33 protein-coding genes are annotated in these 26,118 nt (G+C 67.6%); 6 read left to right on the top strand and 27 right to left on the bottom strand.

What is annotated here, in order from left to right; all coding sequences use genetic code 11:
- Window positions 1-3: 3 nt before the first annotated feature.
- From P2F65_RS08800 to P2F65_RS08780, 5 genes are all read right to left on the bottom strand, one after another.
- Window positions 4-1,539: a replication initiator gene (locus P2F65_RS08800; protein WP_275806089.1), complete on the bottom strand. Its 1,536-nt coding sequence runs from the start codon at window positions 1,537-1,539 to the stop codon at window positions 4-6.
- Complete coding sequence (locus P2F65_RS08795; RefSeq protein WP_275806088.1) at window positions 1,536-1,799, bottom strand: WhiB family transcriptional regulator; 264 nt, start codon at window positions 1,797-1,799, stop codon at window positions 1,536-1,538. The genes P2F65_RS08800 and P2F65_RS08795 overlap by 4 nt, the downstream gene beginning before the upstream one ends.
- Complete coding sequence (locus tag P2F65_RS08790) at window positions 1,796-2,716, bottom strand: FtsK/SpoIIIE domain-containing protein (RefSeq protein ID WP_275806087.1); 921 nt, start codon at window positions 2,714-2,716, stop codon at window positions 1,796-1,798. The genes P2F65_RS08795 and P2F65_RS08790 overlap by 4 nt, the downstream gene beginning before the upstream one ends.
- A 536-nt stretch (window positions 2,717-3,252) precedes the next feature.
- Entirely contained in the window at window positions 3,253-3,450 is a 198-nt protein-coding gene (locus tag P2F65_RS08785) for a hypothetical protein (RefSeq protein ID WP_275806086.1), read from the bottom strand.
- 5 nt (window positions 3,451-3,455) lie between these two features.
- Window positions 3,456-3,908: a plasmid replication, integration and excision activator gene (locus P2F65_RS08780; protein ID WP_275806085.1), complete on the bottom strand. Its 453-nt coding sequence runs from the start codon at window positions 3,906-3,908 to the stop codon at window positions 3,456-3,458.
- A gap of 139 nt (window positions 3,909-4,047) precedes the next feature.
- Here P2F65_RS08780 and P2F65_RS08775 point away from each other — a divergent pair, with 139 nt between their 5' ends.
- Window positions 4,048-4,803 carry an XRE family transcriptional regulator gene (locus tag P2F65_RS08775; protein WP_275806084.1) on the top strand — a complete coding sequence of 252 codons (756 nt, stop codon included), beginning with the start codon at window positions 4,048-4,050 and terminating at the stop codon, window positions 4,801-4,803.
- Between the two features lie 9 nt (window positions 4,804-4,812).
- Window positions 4,813-5,283 (top strand): NUDIX domain-containing protein, encoded by a 471-nt coding sequence (locus tag P2F65_RS08770; RefSeq protein WP_275806083.1) that lies wholly within the window; start codon window positions 4,813-4,815, stop codon window positions 5,281-5,283.
- Here P2F65_RS08770 and P2F65_RS08765 read toward each other — a convergent pair.
- The gene (locus P2F65_RS08765; RefSeq protein WP_275807349.1) at window positions 5,251-5,808 is read right to left on the bottom strand and encodes an HD domain-containing protein; all 558 of its coding nucleotides are present in this window, start codon (window positions 5,806-5,808) and stop codon (window positions 5,251-5,253) included. The genes P2F65_RS08770 and P2F65_RS08765 overlap by 33 nt on opposite strands.
- Window positions 5,809-6,167: 359 nt before the next feature.
- On the opposite strand from P2F65_RS08765, the gene P2F65_RS08760 reads away from it, so the two are divergent.
- Window positions 6,168-6,473, top strand: a complete 306-nt coding sequence (locus tag P2F65_RS08760; protein ID WP_275806082.1) for a hypothetical protein — start codon at window positions 6,168-6,170, stop codon at window positions 6,471-6,473.
- Between the two features lie 60 nt (window positions 6,474-6,533).
- On the top strand, window positions 6,534-6,896 hold the full coding sequence (locus P2F65_RS08755) for a hypothetical protein (RefSeq protein ID WP_275806081.1): 363 nt from the start codon (window positions 6,534-6,536) through the stop codon (window positions 6,894-6,896).
- Window positions 6,897-6,936: 40 nt separating this feature from the next.
- On the opposite strand, the gene P2F65_RS08750 is transcribed toward P2F65_RS08755, so the two are convergent.
- The 20 genes from P2F65_RS08750 to P2F65_RS08655 form a co-directional block, all read right to left on the bottom strand.
- A complete protein-coding gene (locus P2F65_RS08750; RefSeq protein WP_275806080.1) occupies window positions 6,937-7,401 on the bottom strand; it encodes a hypothetical protein in 465 nt (154 codons plus the stop codon).
- A 1-nt stretch (window position 7,402) separates the two neighbouring features.
- Complete coding sequence (locus P2F65_RS08745) at window positions 7,403-8,272, bottom strand: nucleotide-binding protein (RefSeq protein ID WP_275806079.1); 870 nt, start codon at window positions 8,270-8,272, stop codon at window positions 7,403-7,405.
- Between the two features lie 337 nt (window positions 8,273-8,609).
- Entirely contained in the window at window positions 8,610-10,202 is a 1,593-nt protein-coding gene (locus P2F65_RS08740; protein WP_275806078.1) for a hypothetical protein, read from the bottom strand.
- Complete coding sequence (locus tag P2F65_RS08735; RefSeq protein ID WP_275806077.1) at window positions 10,199-10,735, bottom strand: hypothetical protein; 537 nt, start codon at window positions 10,733-10,735, stop codon at window positions 10,199-10,201. Before P2F65_RS08735 ends, P2F65_RS08740 begins: the two co-directional genes overlap by 4 nt.
- A gap of 238 nt (window positions 10,736-10,973) precedes the next feature.
- Complete coding sequence (locus tag P2F65_RS08730; RefSeq protein ID WP_275806076.1) at window positions 10,974-11,840, bottom strand: hypothetical protein; 867 nt, start codon at window positions 11,838-11,840, stop codon at window positions 10,974-10,976.
- A gap of 74 nt (window positions 11,841-11,914) precedes the next feature.
- Window positions 11,915-13,357: a DNA cytosine methyltransferase gene (locus P2F65_RS08725; protein ID WP_275806075.1), complete on the bottom strand. Its 1,443-nt coding sequence runs from the start codon at window positions 13,355-13,357 to the stop codon at window positions 11,915-11,917.
- A gap of 126 nt (window positions 13,358-13,483) precedes the next feature.
- A complete protein-coding gene (locus tag P2F65_RS08720; RefSeq protein ID WP_275806074.1) occupies window positions 13,484-13,891 on the bottom strand; it encodes a very short patch repair endonuclease in 408 nt (135 codons plus the stop codon).
- 834 nt (window positions 13,892-14,725) lie between these two features.
- Complete coding sequence (locus P2F65_RS08715) at window positions 14,726-15,586, bottom strand: site-specific integrase (RefSeq protein WP_275806073.1); 861 nt, start codon at window positions 15,584-15,586, stop codon at window positions 14,726-14,728.
- Between the two features lie 165 nt (window positions 15,587-15,751).
- The gene (locus tag P2F65_RS08710; protein ID WP_275806072.1) at window positions 15,752-16,156 is read right to left on the bottom strand and encodes a DUF1622 domain-containing protein; all 405 of its coding nucleotides are present in this window, start codon (window positions 16,154-16,156) and stop codon (window positions 15,752-15,754) included.
- 20 nt (window positions 16,157-16,176) lie between these two features.
- Window positions 16,177-16,686, bottom strand: coding sequence for a hypothetical protein (locus P2F65_RS08705; RefSeq protein WP_275806071.1), 510 nt, complete (start codon window positions 16,684-16,686; stop codon window positions 16,177-16,179).
- 83 nt (window positions 16,687-16,769) lie between these two features.
- On the bottom strand, window positions 16,770-17,153 hold the full coding sequence (locus tag P2F65_RS08700; protein WP_275806070.1) for a hypothetical protein: 384 nt from the start codon (window positions 17,151-17,153) through the stop codon (window positions 16,770-16,772).
- Window positions 17,154-17,246: 93 nt separating this feature from the next.
- The gene (locus tag P2F65_RS08695) at window positions 17,247-17,558 is read right to left on the bottom strand and encodes a hypothetical protein (RefSeq protein ID WP_275806069.1); all 312 of its coding nucleotides are present in this window, start codon (window positions 17,556-17,558) and stop codon (window positions 17,247-17,249) included.
- Between the two features lie 59 nt (window positions 17,559-17,617).
- Window positions 17,618-18,037, bottom strand: a complete 420-nt coding sequence (locus P2F65_RS08690) for a four-helix bundle copper-binding protein (RefSeq protein WP_275806068.1) — start codon at window positions 18,035-18,037, stop codon at window positions 17,618-17,620.
- Between the two features lie 141 nt (window positions 18,038-18,178).
- Entirely contained in the window at window positions 18,179-18,547 is a 369-nt protein-coding gene (locus tag P2F65_RS08685; RefSeq protein ID WP_275806067.1) for a hypothetical protein, read from the bottom strand.
- Window positions 18,548-18,559: 12 nt separating this feature from the next.
- Complete coding sequence (locus tag P2F65_RS08680) at window positions 18,560-20,293, bottom strand: hypothetical protein (RefSeq protein WP_275806066.1); 1,734 nt, start codon at window positions 20,291-20,293, stop codon at window positions 18,560-18,562.
- Window positions 20,290-20,835 carry a hypothetical protein gene (locus P2F65_RS08675; protein WP_275806065.1) on the bottom strand — a complete coding sequence of 182 codons (546 nt, stop codon included), beginning with the start codon at window positions 20,833-20,835 and terminating at the stop codon, window positions 20,290-20,292. The genes P2F65_RS08680 and P2F65_RS08675 overlap by 4 nt, the downstream gene beginning before the upstream one ends.
- Window positions 20,835-21,434 carry a sulfite exporter TauE/SafE family protein gene (locus P2F65_RS08670; RefSeq protein ID WP_275806064.1) on the bottom strand — a complete coding sequence of 200 codons (600 nt, stop codon included), beginning with the start codon at window positions 21,432-21,434 and terminating at the stop codon, window positions 20,835-20,837. Before P2F65_RS08670 ends, P2F65_RS08675 begins: the two co-directional genes overlap by 1 nt.
- 102 nt (window positions 21,435-21,536) lie before the next feature.
- Window positions 21,537-22,382, bottom strand: a complete 846-nt coding sequence (locus P2F65_RS08665) for a hypothetical protein (protein ID WP_275806063.1) — start codon at window positions 22,380-22,382, stop codon at window positions 21,537-21,539.
- Between the two features lie 7 nt (window positions 22,383-22,389).
- On the bottom strand, window positions 22,390-22,944 hold the full coding sequence (locus tag P2F65_RS08660; protein WP_275806062.1) for a MauE/DoxX family redox-associated membrane protein: 555 nt from the start codon (window positions 22,942-22,944) through the stop codon (window positions 22,390-22,392).
- 93 nt (window positions 22,945-23,037) lie between these two features.
- Entirely contained in the window at window positions 23,038-23,919 is an 882-nt protein-coding gene (locus P2F65_RS08655; protein ID WP_275806061.1) for a hypothetical protein, read from the bottom strand.
- A gap of 132 nt (window positions 23,920-24,051) precedes the next feature.
- Here P2F65_RS08655 and P2F65_RS08650 point away from each other — a divergent pair, with 132 nt between their 5' ends.
- A complete protein-coding gene (locus P2F65_RS08650; protein WP_275806060.1) occupies window positions 24,052-24,570 on the top strand; it encodes a peptidylprolyl isomerase in 519 nt (172 codons plus the stop codon).
- A 52-nt stretch (window positions 24,571-24,622) separates the two neighbouring features.
- Window positions 24,623-25,528: a rhomboid family intramembrane serine protease gene (locus P2F65_RS08645; protein ID WP_275806059.1), complete on the top strand. Its 906-nt coding sequence runs from the start codon at window positions 24,623-24,625 to the stop codon at window positions 25,526-25,528.
- Window positions 25,529-25,842: 314 nt separating this feature from the next.
- On the opposite strand, the gene P2F65_RS08640 is transcribed toward P2F65_RS08645, so the two are convergent.
- Window positions 25,843-26,091: a cell division protein CrgA gene (locus P2F65_RS08640; protein ID WP_275806058.1), complete on the bottom strand. Its 249-nt coding sequence runs from the start codon at window positions 26,089-26,091 to the stop codon at window positions 25,843-25,845.
- Window positions 26,092-26,118 lie beyond the last annotated feature (27 nt).

The following is a 26,118-nucleotide window of genomic DNA, read 5'->3' as shown; positions in this document are numbered from 1 at the left end:
TTACTAGGCCGCAGGCGGCAGGGTCGGGTCAGTTGCCGAACGGTTGTCCACAGGTGGATCCGTGCCGGCCAGCAGCGTCTTTGCGCGGTCGTACTGCGCACGCCAGCGGCGCGCCTCGAGAACTGAGGCCATGACGACGCGGGCGTAGTCGTGCTCGGAGACGGGCACGTCCTCCCACACGAACCGGGGTTGGCCGTCGTCGTGCAGCGTCTCGGCCGCCATCCGGTCGGCTGCTGGCGTGTCGATCCCGGCGGCCTCCAGAGCGGCGCGGACCACGGCGGCGCGGTCGGCCTTGTGCTCGGTAAGAGTCTTTCCTGACCAGCCGCGCGAGACCAGGACTCGGCGACCGCCCACTCCGAGGTGTTCGCGGTCGTGGGCCTTGGAGGCACAGTGACCGGGGACGAGGCCCGGTCCAGCCTCTCGGGGCTGGACGCCGAAGCGAAGCCAGTTGGCGCACTCCCTGGAGCACGGCAGCCAGCGGACCTCGTCGTGGAGTCGGTCGATGTGGTCCTCGTAGGCCGCATCCGCGCCGTCGTCGTCGGCGTAGGTCTCGGCGACGGCCTTGGTGAGGTACTTCGTCAGGTAGCGCACGGCTCGGTCGGCGTCCGGTGTGCCGGCGACGATGCCCTTGATGTCGACCTGCTGGCCCAGCCGCATCACGTGGGCCGGCTTGGCGTCCGGGTCCTCGTCGAGGGTTTCGAGTGCCTGGTCCCAGGTGGGGAGCGCGAACCCGGTGTCGGGGTCGCGGTAGTTCTCGCCGTCCCAGAGCGGAAGCCGCTGGACAAAGAGGGGACGTTCCATCTGCGGCCACCAGAGCTGGAGGTAGGTCGCTTTCGTCACCGCCTTGACAGTGGCGCGAGGGATGGCACCACGGATGGCGTTGTGGAAGTGCGGGGCCAGGCGGCGCTGGGCCTCTACGGCGCCGAAGTACTGGACCTTGTATCCGGCGCAGCGGCGCAGGTTCTGTATCCAGCGGTCCAGCAGCTTGGGGAAGTGCAGGGCGTCCAGGGCGGCGCGCCGGTAGTTGTACCGGGACGGGTCGACCGGGATACCGGTCCCCGGGATGACCTTGCCGTAGGACGGAAGCGTCAGCGTGATGAACATGGAGGGGCGGTAGGTCTTGCCGTCGGGAGCGGTGAAGACCTGGCCGACCGTGCGCTTCTCGACGGGGCGGGTGGGCAGGTCCGGTGCGTCCGACCGGCGACGGGTGGAGCGTGTCTGTCGCGAGGTGTCTTCGTTCTCCGGCTGGTCGAGCTCCTCCTCGTCCTGGTCGACGGGCTCGACGACCTCGGGATCGTCGAGTGGCACGGGCTCACTGTCGGCGTGCCAGCCCTCGGCGCACTGGGTCATCCGCAGGCGGCGAGCCTTGGTCGCACAGCTCGGGCACTTGGACTCGCGCGTGGCACCGCACGGGATGGGCACCGCGGTGCTTTGACCGGTGGCTCGGTCGATGACGCGCCGCATGACCGGTCGAACGCAGACGACCTGCTCGACGGCCAGCTCGCGGATGACGTCATTCCCGATACTGGCGCTGGTCATGCCACGTCCCCCAGACCGGGGAGGGGTGTGGCCTCCGGGTCGCGGTTCAGGCCCGACCAGAAGCCGCCCGAGATCTCGGCCCTTCGGGCGAAGTCCTCGCAGCGACGGCGCACGGGGCAGTCCTGGCAGATGCTCCGCATGGTCAGCTCCTCCCAGGCGGTGACCTTGTCTGTGTCGTGGAGCCAGGGCAGGTCACGACGCCGGGCGCAGGCCCCGTTGGTCATCCATCGGGTGTCGGGAACCGGTCCGGTGTGGCTCATGCGGCGGCCCTCCGGGTCTCGACCACGGGCATGAAGGCCGGCTCGGTGCCGTAGCGAGCGACCAGCTGGGCGATGTGCGCGTCGGTGATGTGCGAGAAGCGCACGCGGACCGGTTCGGCGATCCCGTCGATCCCGACGTACCCGAGGCCGGGCAGTGACTCGGGGATCTGGTCGCAGCGGGCTCCTCGGTCGCGGGCACCGGAGCCGAGGACCAGCCCGACGTGGTCGGCCTCGGAGAGGCGCAGCGCGATCCGGGTCGGGAAGATGTCACGCAGGGTGACGACCTCCTTGCGGGGATCTTGCACGGCACCCACGACGCTGACCCCAACGGCGCGGCCCTGGGAGAGGAGCAGTGCGAGGGCCGCGGCGATCCGTCGTTTGGCGTCACGGTCGGTGACGTAGGCGGTCAGGTTGGCGAGCTCGTCGACCACAACGACGATCAGCGGTTCCTCGCGGGTCGGGGTGTGCAGCCGAGACACCCCTCGCAATCGGGCCTGCCGGTGGCGCATGATCGCGACGGCGTCCTCGAGCGCCCGGGCGAAGTCGACCTCGTAGGCCGTGTCGTCCTTGGGGTCGCCGTAGACGAACCGTTCGAACAGCGGAGCACCTGCGGCCAGCTCCATCCCGCCTTTGGGGTCGAGCGCCCAGACCTGCGCGGTCCGGTCCTGAATGGCCGGGGCCAGGGCGGCGATGATCGACCACAGCACCGAGCCCTTCCCGGAGCCCGTCGCACCGACGACCAACAGGTGGGTGCCCAGGAGGCGAAGCCGGTAGATCAGCCCGTCCTCGCGCATCGCGACGGGGAGGGCCTTCGGATCGGTGGTCTCCACGGCGAACGGCGGAACCTCGGCGGTCAGTGGGTCCTCGACAAGGAACCAGAGCTCGAGGTCCCGGCGTCGCCCGGCAACGGTCCGCACACGGCATTCCTGTGTGCCAAACGTCTGAGCCAGCCGGGGCGCGTTGTCGGCCCAGTCCTCCAGAACCTGCCCAGGCAGCATGCGGACGCGGACCAGGTCGACGGTGCCTGAGCTTCGGATCGAGACGATCTTGGGTAGGTACTCCTCGCCATCGACCCGGACAGCCAGACCGGTGGTCACCATGGCCGGCTGCCACACGTATCGATACACACGCGCCGAGCGCCACCACCCCTTGGCACGCCACGCGACCCACCGGGTGAAGCGTTCCGGAGCCCAGAGCCGGAGCGCGACCAGACCAGCGAGCACGCATGAGATGCCGCCCAAGAGCGGCAAGGGACCGTGGTCCGCGGTTACCCGCCACATGGTCAGCAGCACCACGAACGCGGCAACGGCGATGGGACGCCGACAGAACCAAGAGAAGACCCCAACTGCGCGGCGCCATGCCCAACCGGCCAACACCATGCTGAGCGGCACGCGAACCTTGGCCATGTGGACCCTGAACGGACCGTGGTCCTGCTGCACTCCCCCGAGCCGGTTCACAGCGACCCCAGCCACGAGTTGAACGAGTCGGCGATCACCCGGATCTGCCCGGTCATGCCTGGACCGATCGGGCTGGCGCCCAGCAGGATGCCGAACAGCACAGCGATGATGCCGGCGAAGGGGTTCAGCTGCTTGAACCGCATCAGGGCCACGAGGACGAGGCCGACGACGACGCAGAGGGCGACGACGCTCATGATCGTCAGGCCGCCTTCGTGGCCGAGGAGCTGCCACCGGTGCTCTTGGCGGGCGACATGCTCTCGGCGCGGAACGACCACGCCGACTGCGCGCGGCAGCGGTGCGACTTACCCGGTTCGGGAGCGCCGCAGCGGGAGGAGTCGACCCACGGGGTCGCGGTGAGACCCTCGAACCGGACGCCGGTGAACGGTGAGGAACCGTCGTTGGACGGCGGGACCGGCTGCACCTTTGCGGAGATCTTGACCGTCACGGTCTTGGACTTCTTCGGGGCCTCCGGGTCCGCGTCAAGGACGTCGATCGACCAGACCGGCAGCCCGCTCTCCTTGTCGACATCCTGGACCTTCGTCTCCCGAGTCGACTTCTCGAAGTCGTAGACCGGGGTGACATCGGAGACGAGGTACGCCCCGAACGGGAAGACCTCGTCGTGCCCGACCTTGAACCTGCGTGCAAGTGCCATTTCGATCCCTTTCTCGTAGCGAGCCCGAGTGGCTCACCGCTATGGGACCGCCGAACGGCCGGACGGCATCACCGCGCCGAAGGACGTTTCGGGACGTCCTCTGCTTGACAGAACGTCCCGATATGCAACAGTTGTCCACATGGCCAACGAGAGATTGCGCGCCGCTATTGCCGGATCAGGGTTGACCTTTGCGGCCCTGAGCGAGCGGATCGGTGTGGATCCCAAGACGATCGAGCGCTGGATCTCAACGGACCGGTTGCCCCACCGGACCAACCGTCAGGCGCTGTGCGTTGCGCTCGGCCGAGATGAGGAGTTCCTTTGGCCCGCAGCGGTATCGGAGGCTCGGGCAGAGTCGGCGAGCCAGGCGGAGTTCGTCGCCATCCATGCCAATCGAGGTTCAGTTCCGGCGGGTACCTGGCAGTCACTCCTCGAGGGCGCCGAGGAGTCGATCGACCTCCTGGCCTTCGCCGCTAGCTTCCTGCACGACACCATCCCGGACTTCGACGATCTGCTCGTCAGGAAGGCGAGGGAAGGCGTCCGAGTCAGGCTTGTGTTCGGGGACCCCGCGGGTCAGGCGGTTCGCATCCGAGGCGAAGAGGAGGACATAGGCGAGTCCCTTGCTGGCCGATGTTCCCTGACGTGGAAGTACTTGCGGCCCTGTCTAGGGGTTCAAGGCATCGAGGCGCGCGCCCATGACACGACGCTGTATTCGTCCATCTTTCGCTTCGACGAGGACCTGTTCGCCAACACCCACGCTTACGGGGCGCCCGCTAATCACTCGCCCGTGCTCCACTTGCACCGTGTATCCGGCGGCCGGCTCTTCCCGCACTTCATGGATGCTTTCGAGCGCGTTTGGGAAACAGCCCACGTCGTAGAGAAAGCGCGTGTCGCCTAGGCTCGCGGTGTGGCTCGAACTGACTACATCGACGACCCAAACGCCCCCACTGCCAACAGCGTCGTCCCCTCGGTCGTCGCGATAGTTACCGATGAGCAGGGCCGGGTTCTGCTGATCCACAAGACCGACAACGACCTGTGGGCGCTACCTGGTGGAGGTCACGAGGTCGGAGAGTTCATCGCCGATACGGTGGTGCGCGAGGTCAAGGAGGAAACTGGCTACGACGTCGCAGTCGAGCGGGTCACTGGCCTCTACACCAATCCGGGGCACGTGATGGCCTACGACGATGGCGAGGTCCGCCAGCAGTTCTCCATCGCGTTCCGTGCTCGTCTCCTCGGCGGCGAGGCCAGAACCAGCAGCGAGAGCAGAGCCGTGGAGTGGGTTGAACCGGGGCAACTCCAAGACCTGGATCTGCACCCATCGATGCGGCTGCGAGTCCAGCACGCCCTAGAGCATCGGGACACTCCCTACATCGGATAGACCGAGACGGGCAGCAGCTCTGGCAGCCGACTCCCGCAGAACCGGAGCTGAGCGAGTGACGGCCCGGAACACCGGGTCCGACGGTGCGTAGCGGCTAAGGATCTCAGTGAGTCGGTCTTCTACAGTCAGGCGTTCCCCGGTCGGGCTTGTGGTCATGTCGACCAAGACGAGAGCGTCCAGGAGCTGCGCGGGCGGGGGCTCGAACTCGCCAAGTTCCTTCACGAGTCCGCGCTCCTCCGCCTCGAAGGTGGCCCCCGAGTGGTACGCCACAAGTGATGTCACCAGGATGCTGGCGCCGATGCGGCGTAGGAAGCGCGCGCCATCCACCGGGTGGAAACCGGTGTCCGCGAGTTGAGGGCCGTACCCGATGTCGTGAAGCCAAGCGGCCGCCGCCAAGTCCTGACTGAGGCCATGCTCTCGGCAAAGCCGTTCAGCAGTGCGACCGACAGCACGCACGTGAGTCCATCGCGGCTCTAAGCCCGCGAGGTGCTCTTCAGCCAGCGCGACTGCCGGCCCGAGCTGCATGTCTCCCACCCCTCAACACTAGCCAGCGGATCCACCCCGCCCGCGGTGCGCATGACACGGCTGACTCGGCTACGCCGAGGCGGTTGTTCCTGAGTCCCACTCCCTCCGGGGCATTCCATGGTCGCGGCCCCACTCCCTGCGGCAAGTCCGGCTCCGCTTCGCTCCGGCGGTCCAGCGGGCAACTTCTTCTCGGCGCTTCGCTTGTTTCCTCCAAGAACTTGCCCGCTGGACCGCTGCCCGGACTGGCCTCCGGTCGCTACTGGCCGCGCTTCATTCCATTGCCCCGGAGGGGGTGGGGAACGGTCGGCAAGGCACCAGATCCCCTTCCACGCACATGGCAAGTAGGGAGAGTGGTTCAGATGGTCAAGAAGACCAGCACGGTTCGTCGGCGAGTGTGCCGCGTCGCGGCGAGCGTCACCATCGCGGGAGAGCAGGACACCGCGGTCCGAGTGACTGATGGATTCGAGGGCGACAAGAGCATCGCCATCCGCATCGGCACGCTCCTCGTCTACGTGGAGGACACCAAGGCGCTCACAACCCTTGTCGAGGCGGTGGTGACGGCGTCGCAGGCTGGCGATCGCGTGTTCGGCGAGGACCGAGCCGCGGATGCTCGACGGGCGGGCGCATGGAGGGCGATGCACCGCAGGAACCGTTACTTGGCGTAACGGTCCACAGGGGAGCGGCTGGCCTTGATATAGGCCAGCTGCTCCTGCGTGACTGGTCGCATGGAACGGATCGATTACAACCCGGAAGCCGGTGGCGAGCGAGAGCATTACGTCGGTTGGATCGACAACCGTGCGCTTCGAGGTCTTGCTGACCTCGTCGAAAGACACGGCCGCTCTAACCTTGCCGCCGCCGGCTGGCACGATGGGACCATGCTGCGATCCGTTCCAACAGGCGGGCCCAGGGGCATCTTTCGCGCTGTGTCGACACGGGGCGGTGAGGCTCAAGAGCGAAGCAACATGCCGTTCTACGAGATCAACGCCAAGGGCACCGATGTGCGCGGTGAATCGTTCTTCGAGATCAGATTCGGTGACGGCGTCTGGATGCTTGTATCCGCATCAGACCTCGAACCCCCACCCGTCTAACAAGCGGCCAGTGCGGTGTGGTGCGGTGGATGGCACACGATCAGACAGCGAAGGCATTGCCGCACACAAGACAGAAATACGGTCCAGACTCGCTATCGGGAACCTTCACAGGCTCAAAGGCATGGCAGGGAGAGGTCACGATCGCCATGTCATCAGGCTCAGTCAGCGGCATAGGCTCGTCCGGCGCGTCCAAGCGACCCGTCTTAGTGACCTTCACCTGCTTGCTGCTCATGCCCTTGAACATGCGCCCGAGCTCGTCGTCTAGCTCCCGCATCGCTGCAGGCAGAGCGACGCCTTGCGCGTACTCCAACTGTTCCCGTGTCCACCAGGAATCCATGCCTGCAGGCTGACCACACAGTGGGCAGTAGTAGGTCTCGGCAGGTGGTTGCTGCTCGGCCTCCTCGTTAGCCGGTCCGTGATGCCACTTGAACTCCCGCAGGCATGTCGGGCACTCGCGCCGCAGGAAGCCGTCGTTATCTATGGGAAGGCTGATGGGGATATCCATGTCAAACTCCACTCACAAACTCGGTCTTGTTCAAAGGGGTACCGTCGGCGGTCTTGGCCGTCAGGTGGACATTGAAATAGCCGCGGTTCCGGCTCCCCAAGGCGGCGAGCGCGGCGTACTTGAGGACAACCACGGACTTGCCGGACGGCAGCATCGGGATAGGCAACTCCGTGGCATCACGTACCACCGTGCCGTCCCCGTTGCCGCCGCCCGGCACCTCCGCGTCCAATTCGTACACGTCACCCGGGCCGTGGTTCGTTACGACGACGTCGCCCAGCTTGTTTCCGCCCTTGTCGATGAACCTGGCTGATAGTTGCGGCAGACCAGACGCTTTGGATCGGGGCAGCTTGCGACCCAGAGGGAGGCCCCCGCCTGGCGGAGCGGGCGGCGTCAAATCTCCGGCGGTGTGCCAGTCGGTTCCATCGAGCCTGACCTCACAACCAGCAGTCTTGAGACGGGTTGCCAATTCCTGCCGCTTGGCAATCGAGTTGTCGAGTCGCACGGCGTGCCGACCGTGAATATCGCTGAAGACCCTCACCCTGCCGAGCTCGACAATGATGGTCCGGTCCTCGTCTCGACCCATCGCCATCCCGGCTTCGAACAGCACATTGGGGCGCGGCTGCATCTCCGGCTCGCATTCCGGATCGCCAGGGTAGGAGAGTGACTCGTGCAGGTGCGCCACGTCGTCAGGTGTTTGGAGGACAACGACGGCCTGGGCAGCCCCAAACGCCACGTCCAGCACCTCGCCGATATACGGCGAGCCCTTTCCGGTCATACGAATCGCCTCCGACCACTCGATTGGGTCGAGGCCAATTGCGCGGAGAAACGTGAACACGCCCGCCCGAGCCCGCTCGTTTCGTCCGTGAATCACGAAGACCTTGCGAGGGTGGGCGGCCGGGGGCCCGCCAGCACTAGTCAACCGTTTCTCCCTGAGTGAATCGTTCCTTTTCGCAGGTCAGGCTATTGCGCGGGTCTGACATGCCGCGGCTAACGACACACGCCAGATGCGTCCTCGATAGCGGTCGACCTCGCTGCGTCGCTGTGGCCGACGATGGAGGAAGAGTCGGCCGACAAGCTTGGCCGTATAGCCGGCGGACCACCTACTCGTCCTGCCGAAACGGGCTCTAAGGAATCAAGACGTCGCTGCGCGACTAGGCCACCTGCGGGCGGCGCTGGCGCGCCGTCCTCGGTGGCCGGGCGCCACGGGCTCAGCCGGAGAGGTACTCCAGGACCGCCGTAACCGCCGCATTCCTGATTTGGCGCGCCCGCACGTTGCCCACGTAGTGCGCCTGCTTGAACGTGGCTTCATCGGCGAGCAACACGCTCCCGATGGTGTCCAGCCCCAGCTCGTTCAACTTGGACCTCTGGAACTCAGTGACGTCTAGGGCATCGGTCGAAGCGCCCAAGCGAGCATCCAGGGCTTGGTTCTCTTCTCGGTCGAAGTCCTCTTCAGAGAGCGCGTCGATAGGGTGGTATGCCGGATGGTTGGCGCCGTACTCAGCCATTCGCCGGACCGAAAGGGATTGCCTGACCTGAGTCCCGTAGGCGACCGGCTCGGCGTCGAGTGCAATCTGGCAGCCAAGGTTGACCATGTAACGCGTGCCGACTTCACTCCGGGTGGCGCGAATCCCGGAGACGCCCTCTTGGAGGATTCCGCTGTAACACAGTAAGCGCAACGCTTCCCGGACCGTCTGGGGGGCATCCCGGTGGATCCATAGGTAAGACGACGTTTCGCTTGTCCTACCTTGGTTTCTTCGATAGAGGTCCGGAAGGACATTCCTCTCGATGAACTGGCGACCCCAGTCGATCAAGGCCCGGTGCCCGGGGTAACGATCAGAAAGACTTGAGTGCTCTGCCCAGATCTCCTCGCGAAAGTACTCTTTAAGAGTCTCCTGTACGTTTCTGCGGTTGAAGGGCGAACTCCTCGCAACAGTCTTGAGAAGCACTCGAGGATTTCCGGTTGAGGCGTAGGCAAGAGTGTCAAAAACCTCGCCGTTGACGGTCACAGCGCGCTCCAGCGTCGGATCCTGCCGTAGGACCAGTTCGCGCATTGATGGCGCGTACGAGTCGTGCGTCACAGAGCGATCGACACTGATGACTGTTGCATCATGAGTTGGCTGGAAAGAGTCACCGAACGAGGTAGCTCCCGGGTATACAGCGGCTTTGATGCTGAGGTAAGGGCTCCGCAGGTCCCGCATCAAGGTGAAGAACTGGCGTTGCTGCTGCGGTATGAAGACGTGAGCAGCCTCATCGACCAACAAGGCGATTCGTCGGATGCCGGCGTGTCTGCACAAATCCTCGACAGCGTCCTTGAGCGCCTCGGGGCCGGGCGTGTGGCCAACCTCCCCGGCGTCGTGGTTGTCGCGCCAAGAGTTCTCCAAGGAGGCCTCGAGGGTCTCCATTGCGGTGGGGGTTGTCGCCTCTCCGCCGCGGAGCGCCGCCACGGATGTACCACCCGGCAGACCCAATCCAGCTGTTGTAGCTGCGCGGATGATGCGGTTACAGATCTTGGCTGTCATCCATGCCAGGAAGCGGTCCGACGATGGGCTGGCGATCAGGGTGGCTCGGGCGAACGTGAGATAGACGGGCAGAACGCGATTACGTTCGAGATCCCTTAGCAACTCGGCTTCCGCCACCTTTAACAGGAAGGACTTACCGACGCCGCGGCTACCCCTCAGGATTACAGGTGACCTGCCTTTGAGCGCATCAACGATCTTCCGATCTTCCTCCGTTTCAACGAAGTAATCAAGGATCTCTTCGGTGGTGATGTCCTCGGTCCGGAAAAACAGTTCGCTTGTCACAGTTCGGACCTTCCGTCGGCCGCTAGTTCTAGTCGCGCTCTCACATGACCGAGGTGCGCGAAATTCGACTCCAGCGTGGTGGCTAGATGAGACTCTGCGTTGAGGGGCAATTCGTCTCCATAGCGAGCGTAAAGCAGGTAGAGAACCGCCCTTGCGGCGCCTGTTGCATGTGAGAGCCAATCGGCAAGTACCGCCGACGAGAAAGCAAGGCGCTCCGGCAGGTCCTGAGTGACCGCAAGTTTCCCGTGCAGGAACTGTGAACAGTGACGGTAGCTCGCGGAGGCGTCAGCCGCATACTTAGGAGCATCTGTGGCGGCAGTTGTACTGAACTCCGACACGAAGTCGCTGGCCAAGATTCCCTCCTGTTCGTCTAGAGCCCTGTTCCACGAGAAGTTTTTGCGATCGGCCACCCATTTTCGTCGGTGCAGTTCATTGGCGGAGAAGTACACCGAGGCGAAACTCAACTCCAGAAAGAGGCGAAGTCCGGCGTACGCGTGTACATAGAGGCCCGAACTGGCCGCGTAGATAGCCATTCCAAGTTCGTGCCGGGCGGACGTCAACTGCTCCACCTCAGGGCGGCCGGCCAATGCGCCCTCCCAGACCTTGATGTCAAGGTCAAGTTGGAGCAGTCGGCCCAGACCCTGTCCGTGGGTCTGGACAGACTCGGCTTGCACAGACGCAGCTTCCTCGTGCAGCGCTGCCAGATGTTCGAGAAGGGGTGGCCTTGACGGTGTCATTGCATCTCGATTCCTTGGTGTGTCTGCTGTTTCCCTAGGCAGTCTGCACACCCAAGACAGCATTAATCGCGGCTTGTGACTGTTCCGCTGTGAGGAGCCCCTGACCTTCCATCCGCTTGATCTCCTGCAGCCGGTCCACGACATCGGATCGCGACTTGGCTGCCTGCTGACGGAATGCGGACCCCAGTCGCTGAAAGTGGGGCTGCAGGACGAAAGCACGGATGATGTCAAGCGCTGGATCTACCTGTCGTGCTTGAGGATTGACCGGCACTGCCAAGGGGATGACGTGCTCAGGGTGGGCTTGGGCATGCTCCATCAAAGCCGGCAGCGGGAGCACCCAAGCGTCGCCGTCAAATCGAAGAGCTCTCAGGACGTGCAGGTGCTTGCGGGGATCGACGTGCACGATGCCCGGAAGCAGAGGATGCAGAAAAAGAGTCTCTTCCATCTTCGGGTCGCCAGCGTTCTCGCCCCTCCGGCCACGCACGTTCTGGATGATGAATTGGTAGCTGCGCTGCTTGGAGAACGACGACTTGACCGACCATCGGTACTTGGCTGCGTCCCGTAGGCCTGCGACGTCATCACCGTCGGCGTCATGTCCTTGCGGCAACGTCAGGATGCCGGCTGAGAACGCAGCGAGCGCGATGCCCCACTCCACCAGGGCCCCGATGATGAATCGGTTAGCTCGGCTGGACGGGTTGAAGTTCTCAACGGCAACATGAAGCAACCACTGGAGTTCCTGAGCGAGCTGAGGGTCCTTCGCGAAGGCCTCCCGCAACTGCTCGAAGTCCGAGGCCTCGACTCCAACCCCTGGGCGGACGGTGTCCTTGCGAACGGCGCTGAGCGCAAGTTCGACGGGGTGGGCGGGAACACTGATGTCGATCGGCAAGTGATCGTCGGGCACCTAGGCACCCTAGTCAGCAATGTCCTCTATGTTCACGAAACAGCCACTTCCGGTGACGAAGAACTGGGCGGCCGTCAGCCAGCTTGCTCATCCGCGATCTCATCCCCGCTGAATCGGGTTGCTTCGTACTGGTGCGCGGCGATCGACAGTGCGTTCCCTCCCGGGTTGAGTGGCGCAGCCGCCACTGCCCGGACCAGTCGTTTCGGGAGGTCGAACTCGTTCTGCTCAACATGTGTGCGAAACACGTGCCAAGCTGCTCCCACAGCGACACCGTTTCCAACCTGTTTGTACGAGGCTTGGTTCCGCTGTCCGCCGAAGGTGAACGACCGCTGAAAGCCTTGAAGCCTCGCTGCCTCGTGCGGAGTCAGACGTCGTCGCCGGCTGCCGACGATGGACGTCTGTGTGATTGCCACGAGCGCCGGTAGGTAGGTGGGCGCCTTCGCGCGGATGCCGGAGGGCCTGAAGTGCATGACCGTGTCCCACAGGGACCCCGTGTCCTGGGCCTGCCACTCCAACTTGCGGCGCGACTCAGGGAAGTTCGCGAAGGACGGGTTTGCCCTCTTCCAAGCCTTGATGATGTCGCGGTGGTCGTCGTAGAACCGGGCGTTCTTGATCAGGAAGTCGGCCTTCCACCGCGGCAGCGCCTCTAGCTCAATCGGGTCCAGGGCCCGTTCCGGGATCCAGGCATCTGCCCAGAGCGGGAAGCCTGGCAGTCGTACACCGCGGGCGGACCACATGCGCTGGACAAGGTCGTCCCAGACGTTGATCCACTCGGTCTCGTCTGCGGTCAGCTGGTACTGAAACAGGTCAGGGATCGACGCGTCCTCGTCGAGGATCCACTCGACGTCCCAGTCGTGCACGTTCCAGCCTTCGACTGGCGCACGGACAACGGTCGGCGGCACGTTGACCTCCGCCATCGCCCGCTCGGGACCCACGTATGTGCCGAGGATGAAGACCCGATCACGCACCTGCGGCGTTCCACCGAGCGAAGGCGGCAGGAAGTGGGGTGAAAACACCGACGGTGTAGACGAGACGCGATAGCCGATCTCTCGGAGGGTCTGGATGATGACGTCCCACTCGTGGCGGTGACGCGGGCCGGCCAGGTTACGCACGTTCTCCAGCAGCACAACGGCTGGGGTGCGCTCCTCGAGGATGCGCGCGATGTTCCAGAAGAGGGTTCCGCGAGCCTCGTCCATGCCCCGCTGGAAGCCGGACTTGGAGAAGGGCTGGCAAGGGAAGCCGGCAGCCAGAACATCGTGGTCAGGGACCTCGACGGGGCCATCGTCCGGCGTGGCGATCGTGATATCGGTGTTGACGATGGGCTGCTCGTCCTCGGGCAGAGGGTCGACCCAGTTTCGAATGTAGGTCTGACGGGCCTCGCGGTCGATCTCCGAGACGTAGACACAGCGACCGCCAGCGTGGTCGAGCATTGCGTGAAAGCCACCGATGCCGGCGAACAGGTCGACATAGGTGAAGGCGGGGCGCGTCTTTGCGTTACGACGCGAGCTCGAACTCATGTGCGAAAGCTTAACAGCTTGGACCGACGATAGCTAGCACCGGGGGAAACCGCCTTTGGCGCGTCGCTATTCGCATCAGAAAGGGGTGAGGCCGAGGTCCGCGGCGAGCGTGTGAGACGGACCGCATCAGGCGAGCACGTGTGCGGCCACGCCGTCGGGATCGGTGCGAACTTGGCATTCCCAGACGCGGACCACGCGCCAGCCCTGTTCCGCGGCAATCCGCGTCGACCGTTCGTCACGCTCCGCATTGCGTCGCATCTTCTCGGCCCACAGCTCAGCATTAGGTCCCGTCCACGGCTTCTTGCGGCCATGGTCAGGGCACCCGTGCCAGAAGCAGCCGTCGACGAAGACGGCGACCCTGCGCCCAGGCAGGACGAAGTCGGGAGTGCACCCTTTGGCGATCTGCGGATGTAGCCGGAATCGCCCTCCTGCTGCGTGGACCGCCTTGCGGAGCTCCACCTCGGGCGACGTGTTGGTCTTCCGCCGTTTGGAGAGGTGTCGCCCCTCCGAGGTGCTGACCCAGTTCTCGCCCACGACGCCAACCTAGCTCCGGATCGACCACTGGACCTCGCACCGGGTGGCAGGACGGGCGGTCCAAGGTGACGTTCCTTTGGTGGACGAGACACTGGCCCGAACGGATTACAGCTGCCCGACTTGTTCTGTGCCGTCCCCTGGCTGGACATAGGTTCACAGACATGAGTGACGAGTGTCGGCACGGTATGAATCCCGACTGGTGTTCTTCTTGTCGGGGAGACGATGACAGCGCGTTCGGCGGTGTGCGCGGCACTGGATTGCACGGCGGTGAGGCGAAGCAGGACCAGCTGGATCGCCTCTGCCGCCAGCTCGGGATTCCCACGGTGTCTGTCGGGGTTGGGAGCAGCTTGCCATCCCACGTCTTCGAGACGGCGGCACGCAAGTGCGGTGTCCCCTTGGGATCTATGCCTGAAATCGGAGAAGCCCTCGCCAGGAAGGCGGGCCTCGCTTGGTCGGCGGACTGTGACAGTCGAGGCACGCTGAGTGGCGGTGGATCCACCGTGACGCGGGAGGGCCTCGATGTCATCAACAGGGCCGTTGCAGGACTGCTCTCTCGTCGATAGGCATCCAGGCCGGCGGATGGATCCCGACCAGACGATCGTCGGGCTTGCAGCAGCAACTTGCAGCAACGGTCTCGCGCTTGATCGGCCAAACAAGACAGTCGCCATCGTCCGACCAGCACAGACGCGGCTGAACGATGCTCGATCCGACACTTTGCAAGCAGGGGGTTAGGGGTTCGAGTCCCCTTGGCTCCACCACAGGTCAGAGCCCCTTTCCGGTCTCCGGGGAGGGGCTCTTTCGTGCCCTGATTCCAGCAAAGTACGGCAACGGTGCTCACAGGAAGGCCTCCCCGAGGCGCTTGAGGGCCTCCCGGGTGGATGCGGCAGACACCTGGGAGTAGATGTCCATCGTCACCGCGATCTTGCTGTGCCGAAGGATCGCCATGGCCACCCGGGGGTGCACGTCGAGCGCCACGAGCAGGCTCGCGCAGGTGCGCCGAGTGGAGTGCACGGGGATGACTGGAACGTCAGCACGCCGGACGCTCGACCGGAATGCCCGCTGGAAGTTGCGCGGGTCGATGGCGTCACCCAGCCGCGTCGTGAGCACGAGCCCGGTGCCTGCCCAAGCCTCTCCCGCCGCCAGCCTGAGCCGCTTCTCCGTGCGTCGCCGGTGCTCGAGGGCCTGGACGCAGATCTCGGGCAGTGGGAGCGGGGCGTCCGAGGAGTGGGTCTTCGTCTGACGGCGCACGAGTTGCCCCCCGATCCTCTGTACCTGCCAGGCGATCCGGGCCTCTCCCGCGCGCAGATCCAGGTCGTCCCATGCGAGGCCCAGCAGCTCCCCGCGGCGAAGGCCGAGAACCAGCATGAGGACGTATCCGGCATACATCGGGTCGTCATTGCTTCGGGCCGACTCGAGGAAGCGTCGAGCCTCGTCGACCGACCAGTGCTTCCTCTTGCGGGCGCGGGGCACGGGCACTCGGACCAACCCGGCGACGTTGCGAGTCACCAGCTCCTCGCGCATGGCCTCGCTGAGGAGACTCCGAAGCACCGTCCAGGCTTGGTGGACCGTCCACTCGGAGGCGACCTGGCGGCAGCAGTTGCCGGCGGCGCAGCACTTGGGCTGTTGGCGGGCCTCATCCTTGCCCTGGGCGCAGCACTGGCACCGCTCGCGGAGGTCGTTGAGCCAGACGCGCACATCACGAACGCTCAGTGAGTACGTGGCCTTCACGCCCACCTCGCAGGCGAAGGAGCAGGCCGCCGTGGTCATGCCCAACATGGTGAAGTACGCCAAGGAACACGGAATCGAGCTGCCGGCGGAGCTGATGTCCTCGTAGGCACCCAAGCGGCCGGCGCCGCCACCTCACCGGGTGTCATCCGCCTCCTTGGCGTGCGTCGCCGCACGGCTGAGGAGGCCCGCCCCGCTGGCCGTCGCCCGGCGCCAGGGCGGCACGCCCTCGATCTCGATCTGGAGCGAGAAGCTCAGGAAGGTGCGGATCAGCACGATCAGCCCGAGGACGAGCACGTTCTCCAACGACGGCTCCACGGCCACGGTGCGGATGAGGTCGGCTGCGACGAGGATCTCCAGGCCGAGGAGGAGCACCCCGCCGAAGGACTCGCGCAGCACGGCGTAGGCCTGTCGGCCCTCCGTGCGACGCCACACACCCGCGGCGAGCACCACCGACCAGAGCAGGCCGAAGACCAGCACTCCCACGCCGATCGCCTCGAAGGCCTTGCCGGCGTACTCCATCAGCTCGACGAAGGTCATTGCTCCTCCCCCTGCCGGGCTCAGTTGCTCAACAGCTCGGCGGGAACGGCGCAGTCGAGGCCGACGTCGTTCATGCGCGTGACGATCGACTGCCCCTCCTCGTCCACGGGGACCTTCAGCGACAGCGCGCCCGACCTCGCCTTGGCCAGCGCGGCGGCATACGTCTCACGTGCTCGGACCAGGGTCTCCCAGTCGTCCAACCAGCCGGGCATGGGTCGGTCGCTGTTGACCAGGTCGAGGCCTAGCCCGCGGATCTGCCCGACCATGAGCCCGACGGCCTCGTTCTGGGCGCGGATCGCCTTGACCCGTTGGGGAATCGATGCCTCCGATGGCGGCGCGAGTCGGTGCACGCTCTGCCGCATCAGGAGGCAGGCGGCGTTGCTGGTGCGCACGATGAGGGGCTGGTCGACGACCTCGACGCGGTCGTGGGTGGCGTAGCGCCACAGGCCGAGCAGGGTGACGGACACCAGCGCCAGGCCGCCGAGGACCGAGGCCACGGCGACCCAGTGCCGCCAGCGCTGCTCCGCCATGGGGTCATGGTGCGACGCCAAGCCCGCCGCGCCCAGCGCAGCGTGCAGGACCCCCGCCTACGTCACAGGGGTGAGATCGTGCGTCAGAGGTGGAGAAGTCGGTCGATGAGCGACGGCCCGACCATGAGCACGAGGACCAGGGTGTTGAGCACGAGGGCGGCCTTGCCCGCCCGGCCGGCACCGGCGCGCACGGCCTTGACGCCGAGCACCACCCCGATGACGAGCGGCAGCACCCACAGCAGGCTGACCGCGAGCCACGGCAGCCACGCCTCGATGTAGGCGACCTCGCCGCCCTCGACCTCGGCGCCGAGCCACTCGCCGACGACGCCGGAGAGCCCGATGAAGGCAGCCGTCCACAGGGCGAAGGCCACGAGCATCCCGAACGACCATCGGCCGAAGCGCTCTGCGCGGTGTTGTTCCGGCGTCCTGTGGTGGTTCTGGTGATGACCCCTCGTCTGCACGGTCATGGTGCTCGCCTCCTCTGGGCGGCACCATCGTGGTGCTCTCGCGCAGGGCGCGGCAGAGGACAAGGTCCCCGAACGGGAACCCGGCCAGGACGCTCAGCCGAGCAGGTCGCGGCTCGCGCGCAGCGAGGGCAGGTCCGGCAACGGCCGCCGGGGCTCGCGCACCCCTGCCGAGCCTCCCGGGTCGGCCTCGCCGAAGACCCCGATCAGGCGACGACCACGGACCCGGCGGTGGCGGTACACGGAATACAGGTGCTCGTGGCCATCGCGGCCCGGCGGCCCGCTCACCGCGAAGGCCCGACGGGCGCGCATGACTGCCTCCCCCGGACTGGCCGCACTGATCTCGAGCGCCCGACCGGGCTGCTGCTGGGGACCCCGCCCGTGCTCCACCACGTCGTAGATGGCCATGCCCACCAGCATGGCCCGGAGCAGGCGCGAGCGACAGTCCCTGCGTGGGACGGATCAGGTCAGGTGACCGGCTCGAGGGCCGAGAGCAGCTCGTCGCAGGCCTCGACGCAGCGGCGGCAGGTCTTGGCGCACACCTCGCAGTGCAGGTGCATGTCGCCGTGCTTCTCGCACTCGACGGCGCAGGCGTGGCACATGGCGCGGCACGCCTGCAGGAGCGAGATGAGGAGCTCGTTGGACGTGGCGCCCGGGTGCCGCGAGAGCACTTTGGCCGTCGCGTCGCACACGTCGGCGCAGTCGAGGTTCTTCTGGATGCAGTCGCGCAGGTCGGCGACCATCTCCTCGGACAGGCAGGCGTCGGCGCAGGCCGTGCACGAGTACACGCACTCCAGGCACGCGAGGATGCAGTTCTTCAGCACGGCCTCGTCGAGCTCGCCGACGCCCTTGGGGTGGGTCCTGAGCATCTCGCTCACAACGGTCATGGTTCCTCCGTCCGGATCGGGGTGGTCCCATTCGGGCACAGATCCGGGTCGTTCGCCACTGGAGATTGGCGTATCGCGCCGATGTCGGGAACTCGTCAGCGCCGGCCGCTGCGGCCGGCGCTCCCCACCTGCTCCTGCGGCCTAGTCACGCTCCCACGGGGCGGTCTCGCCCATCTTTGCGTAGTACTTCGCCAGGTGGTTCTTGACCCGCTCGATGTCACCCGCGGGCAGGTCGACCCCGCCCCGGGAGCCCTGCATCACGTTGCCGGCGGCCATCACCCCTCGCGGCACCGCCTTCAGCCTGCCGTCGATGACGTCGGCGATGAGCAGCTTGTAGGCCGTGAAGTTGTCGTCCTTGTCGCCGTCGTACCAGACGTGCGCGTCGCGGTACTTCGCGTTGGGGCCGTCCTGCGCGCCGGCCCACTCGCGCACCCGGCGCTCGGCGGCGTCGCCGTCCCACTCGCGGTCGCGGTCGGCGAGCGGCAGGTCCTGGAACTTCGTGACGGTCATGGTTACTCCTCCTCAGGCCGTGATGGTGCCGCCCTCGAACTGGCAGGTGAGCCGGCCCCCGTCGGAGACCGTGTCGCTGACCGGGTAGCCGTACCGGCCGCTCTCCCCTCCGGCAGCCTTCCACTCCCGCAGCACGTCGCCGTGCACGAGCCGCGCGGCGCCGCTGCCCAGCGCCCAGAGCTCCCCGCCCTGGAAGACCTGGTGCGACCCGCGCGAGTCCGAGGCCGCGTTGCCGGTGGGGTAGCCCAGGACACCGCCCTCGCGTCCGTTGGCCTGCCAGCCGGTGTTCATGACCCCGGCGACGGCGACGGTCGGGGTGTCGGCACTGCCGCAGACCCGCCCGGTCTGGAAGTCCTGGAGCCACCCCTGACGCGCCAGCCCCGAGATGCGGTTGCTGCGCGGGTAGCCCAGGGTGCCGCCCTCGCGGCCGGTGGCCGCCCAGACCGAGTAGGCCTCGCCGTAGATGGACTTGGTGGCGGTGGAGGCGCTGTCGAGGATGACGCCGCGTTGGAAGTCCTGGCGCCAGCCGCTGTCGCGCAGCCCGGAGACGCGGTTGCTGCGCGGGTACCCGAGCAGCCCACCCTCGCGCCCGGTGCCGTCCCACTGGGCGTAGGCCTCGCCGTAGACGCACTTGGTGCCGGTGGAGGCGCTGTCGAGGATGACGCCGTACTGGAAGTCCTGGCGCCAGCCGCTGTCGCGCAGCCCGGAGACGCGGTTGCCGCGCGGGTAGCCCAGCACCCCGCCCTCGCGCCCGGTGCCGTTCCACTGGGTCCAGGCAGCCCCGTAGACCACCTTGGCGGAGGTCTGCGGGCTGTCGGCGATGGCGCCGTGCTCGAAGAGCTGCACCCAGCCGCCGGAGCGCAGCCCGGTCAGCAGGTCGCTCGTGGGGTAGCCCAGGACGCCCTTGGGTCCACCCACCTGGGCCCACAGGTTCTTCACCGTGTTGGGCACCGCGCGGGTGCCGGTCTGGGTCGTCCGGTAGATCGAGCCGCCCTGGTAGACGACGTAGGTCCCCCGGCCGTCCCCGACGGAGGCGATCGGACCGGTGGACGCCTTGAGGAAGGAGCCCTGCTCGCCCATCGCCTTGTACTTGGCCGAGATGTAGCCCCACTGGGGCAGGCTGGGTGCGCTGTGCTCGGCGGTGCGGTCGTCGCGCAGCGAGGTCGTCGTGCAGTTGGCCCACTGGTACGGCGGCACGCAGCTGACCACCCGGCAGTGCACGCCGCCGCTGCACTTCACGTGAGTGTTGCACTGGCCGTAGCGGAAGGCGTTGCAGCAGATGCGACGCTGGTCGCAGCTGGCCGTCGACCCCGTGCCGCAGCTGCAGTTCCAGCAGCCCTTGTCGCAGATGTGGTCGCCGCTGCAGCCCGTCGAGCACCTCGAGCACGAGGCGTTGCAGTCGACGATGTAGCGGTAGCCGCCGCCGCACCAGGACGAGTCGGCCGCCTTCCACCACCCCGCGGCGAAGCTGCCGGGCGGGCACGAGTTCACGCCCTTGTTGATGGTGCTGCAGAAGACCGTCCACCCGCTCGAGGCGGTGTTCCCCGGCCCGCAGATGGTGCTGTATGCCGTGATCGGCCGCAGCGCGTACGCCCTGGGGTTGGTGGCCAGCGCCGACCCGGCGACTGCCGCGCCGACGAAGAAGCCGCGGCGACCGACGTTGCCGAACCGCTCGGAGACCCGGCTCACCAGCCCGACCAGGCCGCGCCGCTCCCCGCCGGTGATCTGCTCCAGGGTGCTGGTCATGACATCTCCCCTCGTCGGACCATGGTGGCCCGGTCGGTGACGTGCAGGCCGCGTACCACCTCGGCCGCTCGGGGCACGGTGGCCATCCGCCGCGAGTGGCTCCCGATGACGGTGAAGAGGCAGAACGCCCGGCCACCGACGCTGAAGAAGTGCTGCGAGGCGCTGCGTCCGGGCAGCGGCCGCTGGAGGCGGTTCGGCCCGAACTGCGAGGGGGCCAGCCGGGGCATGCCCTGGTCGGCGAAGAGCCCCTGGTCGGCGATGTCGGAGCCGTACTCGACGAGGGAGATGAAGACGTCCTCGGAGCTGAGCAGGTCGACGACCCCGCTGCCGAAGTCGCCGCGCCCGGTGGGCAGGTCGATGGTGCTGGCGTGCAGGATCGGCCGCATCACCTCACCGTTGGGCTCGACGGCCTCGGTCGCCATGCCGCGCAGGCCCGGCGACACCCCGTTGGGCACGCTCTGGGCCGGCGTCGCCCGGCGCTCGATCGCGAGGCGCCAGCCCTGCGGAGGTGCGCACCTCAGTCCGTACTTCTCCACTGCCATCAACTCCCCAATGCGGCGGCGCCCAGTGCCACCGCTCCTGCCGCCAGTGCCACCCTAGCGATGGCATCCGCCGGTTTTGTCCACTTTTCGACCGTGCTGAAGATTCTGTGCAAGGAGGCCCGGTCCCGCACCCCGGCCATCGCCACCGAGGGCAGGGCCCGCACCAGCCCGAAGACGCCTCCGATGAGCAGGCCCGCCGTCGGCGAGCCGGACAGCAGCGCCAGCACCACCACGGCATACGTCGTGGAGCTCGTGATGATGGTGACCAGCCCGAACCCCAGCTGGGCGCCGAAGCCGACCCCGTAGACCCAGCCGCGGTAGCGGGTCAGCCACTGCTCGTCGACCTGGCGGCGCCACGACGGCAGCTCGCGCCCGCCGATGCGCAGGTCGAGCGCGAGGCCGGCCAGCAGCAGCAGGGCGGCCAGGCCCAGCACCCAGGGTGAGGACCGCCGGGCCGCGGGCAGCACCGAGCCGAGCAGGCCGAAGAGGCCCCCGAGGGTGAGGCCCCCGACCAGGGACCCGATGACGTATGCCGTGGTGGTCACCCACCAACGGGAGGCGCGGGCCCGCTCACCGAGCGGGCTGATGCTCGAGAGCATCGACTCACCTCAAGGCGACCACGTGGCGCGGAGCGCGGCCACGGCGGCCATCGGCAGGCCGATGACGAGGGCGAGGCGGGTGGGGTCCATGTCAGGCGGGGCTCAGCGCCCGTGCTGGTGGGCGTGGGTGTGCTGGTCGTTCGGGTGGTCGTGCACCTCGCCGGGTTCCGCGTCCGGCGGCTCGTAGAGGCTGGGGTGCCCGGGGTGGATGCCCGTGTCGAGCAGCTCGCGGTCCATCCGCGGGAGGTTGTCGTGCTCACCCCGCTCGGAGACCTCGCCCGCGCCGAGGGTGCCGGGGCCGGTGCGCCCGGCGGCGGCGCGGGCGTCGGCGGAGTCGGCCACGGCCTGGCTCATGAGGTCGCGCACCTGCGGCCACGTGGTCGAGGAGCCCTCACCGGTGATGACCCCGTCCTCGACGAAGACGAAGTAGGGCGAGCCGGGGATGCCGTAGTCGGTCCAACCCGCGGAGGACTGCACCACCTCGAGGCGGTCACCGGCGAGCTGGCGCAGCGTGGTGACGCTCTCCTCCGCGGGACCCTTGGCCACCACGACGAGCCGGGCGTCGCCGGGCACGTCGACCGGGCCGTGGCGGAACTCCTCCCAGAAGGTCTGGCAGACGCTGCAGCCACTGGAGAGGAAGGCCAGGAGGGTTCGCTGGCCCTGCCCCGTCACGGTGACGGTGCGCTCCTGCCGGTCGAGCGTGGTGCCGACGACGTCGGCGGCTCGGCTCGACTCGGGGCGGGCGTTGGCCACCACGCCGCTCTCGAGGTCGACGCTCACCGGGCCGGGGCCGCCCGACGCGCCGGGGCCGGCCTCCTTCTCGAGCTCGAGCCCGGCGCCGAGCTCGTGCAGGGCCTTCAGGATGAGCGCGTGGCTGCGCAGCAGCCCCAGGACGAGCACCCCGAGAAGGGCGATCGCCACCCCCTCGGCGATCACGATGGCAAGCATGGGGTCATCACCTTCTGTTGGTGGACGCGGTCTCGAGGGCGGCGCCCGTGCTGCGGACGGCGGCCGGGGTCACGGTGGGCAGGACGGCCAGGGCCTGCCACGCGAGGAAGGTGATCAGCGCCGCGAGGGCCAGCGTGCCCACAAGGGTGGCGGGGTCGGCCGACCACCCGGCGCGATCGGGGGCGACCGCCACGACGCCGGCGAGGACGGCGAGCCCGGACGTGACCGCGAGGTGGCTGCGGGTGGGCGGGGTGTCGGCCCTGCCGAAGCAGCCGCACGAGCCCAGCACCCCACCGCGCCGCAGCGCCAGCGACACGAAACCGGTGAAGAGCAGGTATGCCGCGCAGACCAGGGCGGCGTTCAGCGCACCCGGGCGGGCGATGGCCCACAGGCCCAGGGCGACCTCCGCAGCGGCGATGCCGCGGACCAGCGAACGCCCGGCGGGCAGACCCGCGGAGCGCAGGGCCCGCACGAGGGGCATGGGGTCGCCGATCTTGGGCACCCCCGCTCCGACGAGGAGCGCGGAGGCGGCCAGGAACGGCGCGGCGAGCTCACCCGACATGGGCCATGACCCTACCCCCAGTGACGGCGGGAGGGGAGACGCGACAGGGCCGGGCGCCGTTCGGCGCCCGGCCCCGTGTGGCCGTGGGGGGAGTCAGCTCGAGGAGCCCTTCCCGCCGTTGCCCTTCGCCGTGCCGCCGGCGTCGGTGCCCGTGGTGCCCTCGGGCGTGGACTCGAACGGCGTGTCGGTCGTCGCCGCCGTCGGCATGCCCGTCACGTCGTCGACCGGCGTGACCGCAGTGGTGTCCGCGTCCTTCTTGCCAGCCTTCTCCTTGGCCGCGTCGGCGACCTCGGAGGCCTTCTCCTTGGCCGTCTCCGCAGCAGCGGTGGCCTTCTCCTTGGCGGTCTCGGCCAGGGAGGTCACCTTGTCCTTCGCCGCGGCCGTGGTCGACCCGCTCGCGCCACCCACGCCGGTGCCCGCCGTCCCGGGGGCCGTGTAGGTGTCGCCCAGCGGCGTCGCCCACGGGTCCTCGCGGGGCGCGGACTTCTTGAAGAACGCCGCCGCCGCGGCCGCCACCGCAGCAAGGATGCCCAGCGTCAGCAGGACCCTTCCCTTGCGGTGCCGGGGCTTGGCGACCGCCTCGCCCTTGAGCACCGAGAGCGCGTCGCCGCTGCGGTCGGTCAGGTCGACGGCGTTGGCGCGCGCGGCCGCCGAGGCTGCGGCGACCGCTGCGATGGCCTCGGCCACTTTCGGCAGCAGGTCGTCGACGATCTTGTCGCGGGCGGTGTCGACCTTGGGGGCGAGCCCCTCGACGGCCCGCTCCAGCTTCGGGGCAGCCACCTCGATGCCGTGCTCGACGCGGGGCATCGCCCAGTCCTTGGCCTGCACGGCGCGCTCGCGGGCGACCTCCGCCGCGGCCTCCGCGGCCGGAACAACGCGCTCCTTGAGCTGAGTCATCTGGGCGGCTGCCTGCTGGGCCTGTGCCTGCGCCTGCTCTTGTACCTGCTCGGACTTGCTCTTGGTGCGGAACACCATGCCTCCTTGGGTGAGCTCGTTGCGTCTGACGCCCATCCTGCCGTGTTTCACCCGCTGGGCAACCCCGAAGCCCGCATCGGTGCCACAGGGTGAGCAGGGCCACGGTGGTCCCCACGTGGAAGGATGCCCACCATGAACGTCACCCTCCACACGAACCACGGCGACATCAACCTGACCCTCTTCCCGGACCACGCGCCCAAGACGGTCGAGAACTTCGTCGGCCTGGCCACCGGACAGAAGGAGTACAAGGACGACGCCGGGCGGACCAGCCCCACGCCCTTCTACGACGGCCTGAAGTTCCACCGCGTCATCCCCGGCTTCATGATCCAGGGCGGCTGCCCGCTCGGCCAGGGCATGGGCGGGCCGGGCTACGCCTTCGACGACGAGATCAACCCCGACAAGGACTTCACCAAGCCCTACATGCTGGCGATGGCCAACGCCGGCAAGCGCATGGGCAAGGGCACCAACGGGTCGCAGTTCTTCATCACCGTCGGCCAGACCACCTGGCTGCAGGGCAAGCACACCATCTTCGGCGAGGTCGCCGACGGCCCGAGCCGCGAGGTCGTCGACGCGATCGCCGGCGTCCAGACCGGTGCGAACGACAAGCCGGTGCAGGACGTTGTCATCGAGAGCGTGACCGTCGGCGAGTAGGAGCCGGCAGCACCGACCCGGCACCGAGCGAGACCACAGGTGAGATGCATCGATGAGTGAGCCCACGGCATACCAACAGCAGGCCCCGCCTGTCTGCCCCCGGCACCCCGACCGTGTCTCCTACGTCCGCTGCCAACGCTGCGGCCGCCCGACCTGTCCCGAGTGCCAGCGGACGGCCGCCGTCGGGGTGCAGTGCGTCGACTGCGTGAAGGCCCAGGCGGCCACCATGCGCTCGGCGACCACCGTCTTCGGCGGCCGTGTCACCGACCGCCCCGTGGTCACCATCACCATCGTCGTCCTGTGCGTGCTCGTCTGGATCGCCCAGCAGGCCGACGCCAGGGTGACCGCGCAGATCTGGTTCATCCCCGCCCTCGGGGAGGAGGAGCCCTACCGCTTCCTCTCCTCCGCGTTCGCGCACGCACCGCGCCAGATCATGCACATCGTGTTCAACATGCTGGCGCTGTGGCTGGTGGGTGGGCAGTACCTCGAGCCGCTCCTCGGCCGCCTGCGCTACGCCGTGCTGTACTTCCTCAGCGCGATCGGCGGGTCGGTCATGCTGCTGCTGCTCGCGCAGCCGCCGTCCGGCCCGGTGGTGCGGTGGGAGGACCTCGGCTCGTGGGGAACCCCGGCGGTGGGCGCCTCGGGCGCGGTCTTCGGCCTGTTCGGCGCCCTGCTCGTGCTGAACCGCAAGCTGGGCCGGTCGTCCTCGGGCATGTACGCCACCCTCGTGATCAACGCGGTCCTCGGCTTCGTCATCCCCAGCGTCGCCTGGCAGGCGCACCTCGGCGGCTTCCTCACCGGCATCGCGGTGGCGGCCGTGTTCGCCGCCACGCAGGAGCGCACCAAGCGCCGCTGGCAGTGGCCGGGCGTCGCCCTCGTCGGCGTGGTGGTCGTGGTGGCGGCGCTCGCCAAGTACGCCCTGGCCCCCGACCTCGGCGTCACCTTCGCGCTCGGCTGATCCACACCGAGCGCCAGCCCGGGCTCGCACCCCCTCTCGACCACAGGCCCCGGCCCCGCGCCGGGGCCTACGTCTTTCTCCGTGCCCATGTGGACGGGGCCTCGTCCTTTTGCTGTATTACACGCCTGTCATTTGTCCCCAGCTGGGGACAAGCCTGTGGACAAGCCCCAGATCTGTGCACACGGCATACCCATCTGTGGATAACCAGGGGACAACCCGTGTGGCAGGGGGGAGACAGCCGAAGGGGCCCTGCGCGGCCGCCGCTCGGGAAAGAGCCGCGGCCGCGCAGGGCCCCTTGGAGGAGGAGCGAGCGGTCAGCGCCAGCGGGTCGTCATGGCGAAGCCGGCCATCATGAGGCCGAACCCGGCGGCGAGGTTCCAGCGGCCCCACGCCTCGACCGGGTACTGCTGGCTCGAGATGTAGAACGTCACGACCCAGATCAGGCCCAGGACCATCAGGCCGAGCATGACCGGCACGAACCATGGTGGGTTGCCGACCTTGGCCTTGGCGGGCTTGGCGGGCGGGGTGTAGGCGCGCTTCTCGCGGCCCTTGGACTCCGGCACCGGACACTCCTCGTACTCGTGAACAGC

This window comes from Knoellia sp. p5-6-4, from assembly GCF_029222705.1.
Lineage (GTDB): Bacteria > Actinomycetota > Actinomycetes > Actinomycetales > Dermatophilaceae > Pedococcus_A.
The sequence above is the reverse complement of the archived record's forward strand: the minus strand, read 5'-3'. Positions and strand labels throughout refer to the sequence as shown.

Coding starts and splice junctions, on each gene's coding strand:
- P2F65_RS08795 (WP_275806088.1), bottom strand. CDS start 1,799: ATGAGCCACACCGGACCGGTTCCCGACACCCGATGGATGACCAACGGG.
- P2F65_RS08670 (WP_275806064.1), bottom strand. CDS start 21,434: ATGCTCTCGAGCATCAGCCCGCTCGGTGAGCGGGCCCGCGCCTCCCGT.
- P2F65_RS08785 (WP_275806086.1), bottom strand. CDS start 3,450: ATGAGCGTCGTCGCCCTCTGCGTCGTCGTCGGCCTCGTCCTCGTGGCC.
- P2F65_RS08650 (WP_275806060.1), top strand. CDS start 24,052: ATGAACGTCACCCTCCACACGAACCACGGCGACATCAACCTGACCCTC.
- P2F65_RS08760 (WP_275806082.1), top strand. CDS start 6,168: ATGGTCAAGAAGACCAGCACGGTTCGTCGGCGAGTGTGCCGCGTCGCG.
- P2F65_RS08735 (WP_275806077.1), bottom strand. CDS start 10,735: ATGGCTATCTACGCGGCCAGTTCGGGCCTCTATGTACACGCGTACGCC.
- P2F65_RS08645 (WP_275806059.1), top strand. CDS start 24,623: ATGAGTGAGCCCACGGCATACCAACAGCAGGCCCCGCCTGTCTGCCCC.
- P2F65_RS08710 (WP_275806072.1), bottom strand. CDS start 16,156: ATGACCTTCGTCGAGCTGATGGAGTACGCCGGCAAGGCCTTCGAGGCG.
- P2F65_RS08700 (WP_275806070.1), bottom strand. CDS start 17,153: ATGACCGTGCAGACGAGGGGTCATCACCAGAACCACCACAGGACGCCG.
- P2F65_RS08755 (WP_275806081.1), top strand. CDS start 6,534: ATGGAACGGATCGATTACAACCCGGAAGCCGGTGGCGAGCGAGAGCAT.
- P2F65_RS08765 (WP_275807349.1), bottom strand. CDS start 5,808: ATGCAGCTCGGGCCGGCAGTCGCGCTGGCTGAAGAGCACCTCGCGGGC.
- P2F65_RS08725 (WP_275806075.1), bottom strand. CDS start 13,357: ATGAGTTCGAGCTCGCGTCGTAACGCAAAGACGCGCCCCGCCTTCACC.
- P2F65_RS08800 (WP_275806089.1), bottom strand. CDS start 1,539: ATGACCAGCGCCAGTATCGGGAATGACGTCATCCGCGAGCTGGCCGTC.
- P2F65_RS08705 (WP_275806071.1), bottom strand. CDS start 16,686: ATGGCGGAGCAGCGCTGGCGGCACTGGGTCGCCGTGGCCTCGGTCCTC.
- P2F65_RS08750 (WP_275806080.1), bottom strand. CDS start 7,401: ATGGATATCCCCATCAGCCTTCCCATAGATAACGACGGCTTCCTGCGG.
- P2F65_RS08660 (WP_275806062.1), bottom strand. CDS start 22,944: ATGTCGGGTGAGCTCGCCGCGCCGTTCCTGGCCGCCTCCGCGCTCCTC.
- P2F65_RS08655 (WP_275806061.1), bottom strand. CDS start 23,919: ATGGTGTTCCGCACCAAGAGCAAGTCCGAGCAGGTACAAGAGCAGGCG.
- P2F65_RS08685 (WP_275806067.1), bottom strand. CDS start 18,547: ATGACCGTCACGAAGTTCCAGGACCTGCCGCTCGCCGACCGCGACCGC.
- P2F65_RS08695 (WP_275806069.1), bottom strand. CDS start 17,558: ATGGCCATCTACGACGTGGTGGAGCACGGGCGGGGTCCCCAGCAGCAG.
- P2F65_RS08665 (WP_275806063.1), bottom strand. CDS start 22,382: ATGCTTGCCATCGTGATCGCCGAGGGGGTGGCGATCGCCCTTCTCGGG.
- P2F65_RS08680 (WP_275806066.1), bottom strand. CDS start 20,293: ATGACCAGCACCCTGGAGCAGATCACCGGCGGGGAGCGGCGCGGCCTG.
- P2F65_RS08780 (WP_275806085.1), bottom strand. CDS start 3,908: ATGGCACTTGCACGCAGGTTCAAGGTCGGGCACGACGAGGTCTTCCCG.
- P2F65_RS08675 (WP_275806065.1), bottom strand. CDS start 20,835: ATGGCAGTGGAGAAGTACGGACTGAGGTGCGCACCTCCGCAGGGCTGG.
- P2F65_RS08775 (WP_275806084.1), top strand. CDS start 4,048: ATGGCCAACGAGAGATTGCGCGCCGCTATTGCCGGATCAGGGTTGACC.
- P2F65_RS08690 (WP_275806068.1), bottom strand. CDS start 18,037: ATGACCGTTGTGAGCGAGATGCTCAGGACCCACCCCAAGGGCGTCGGC.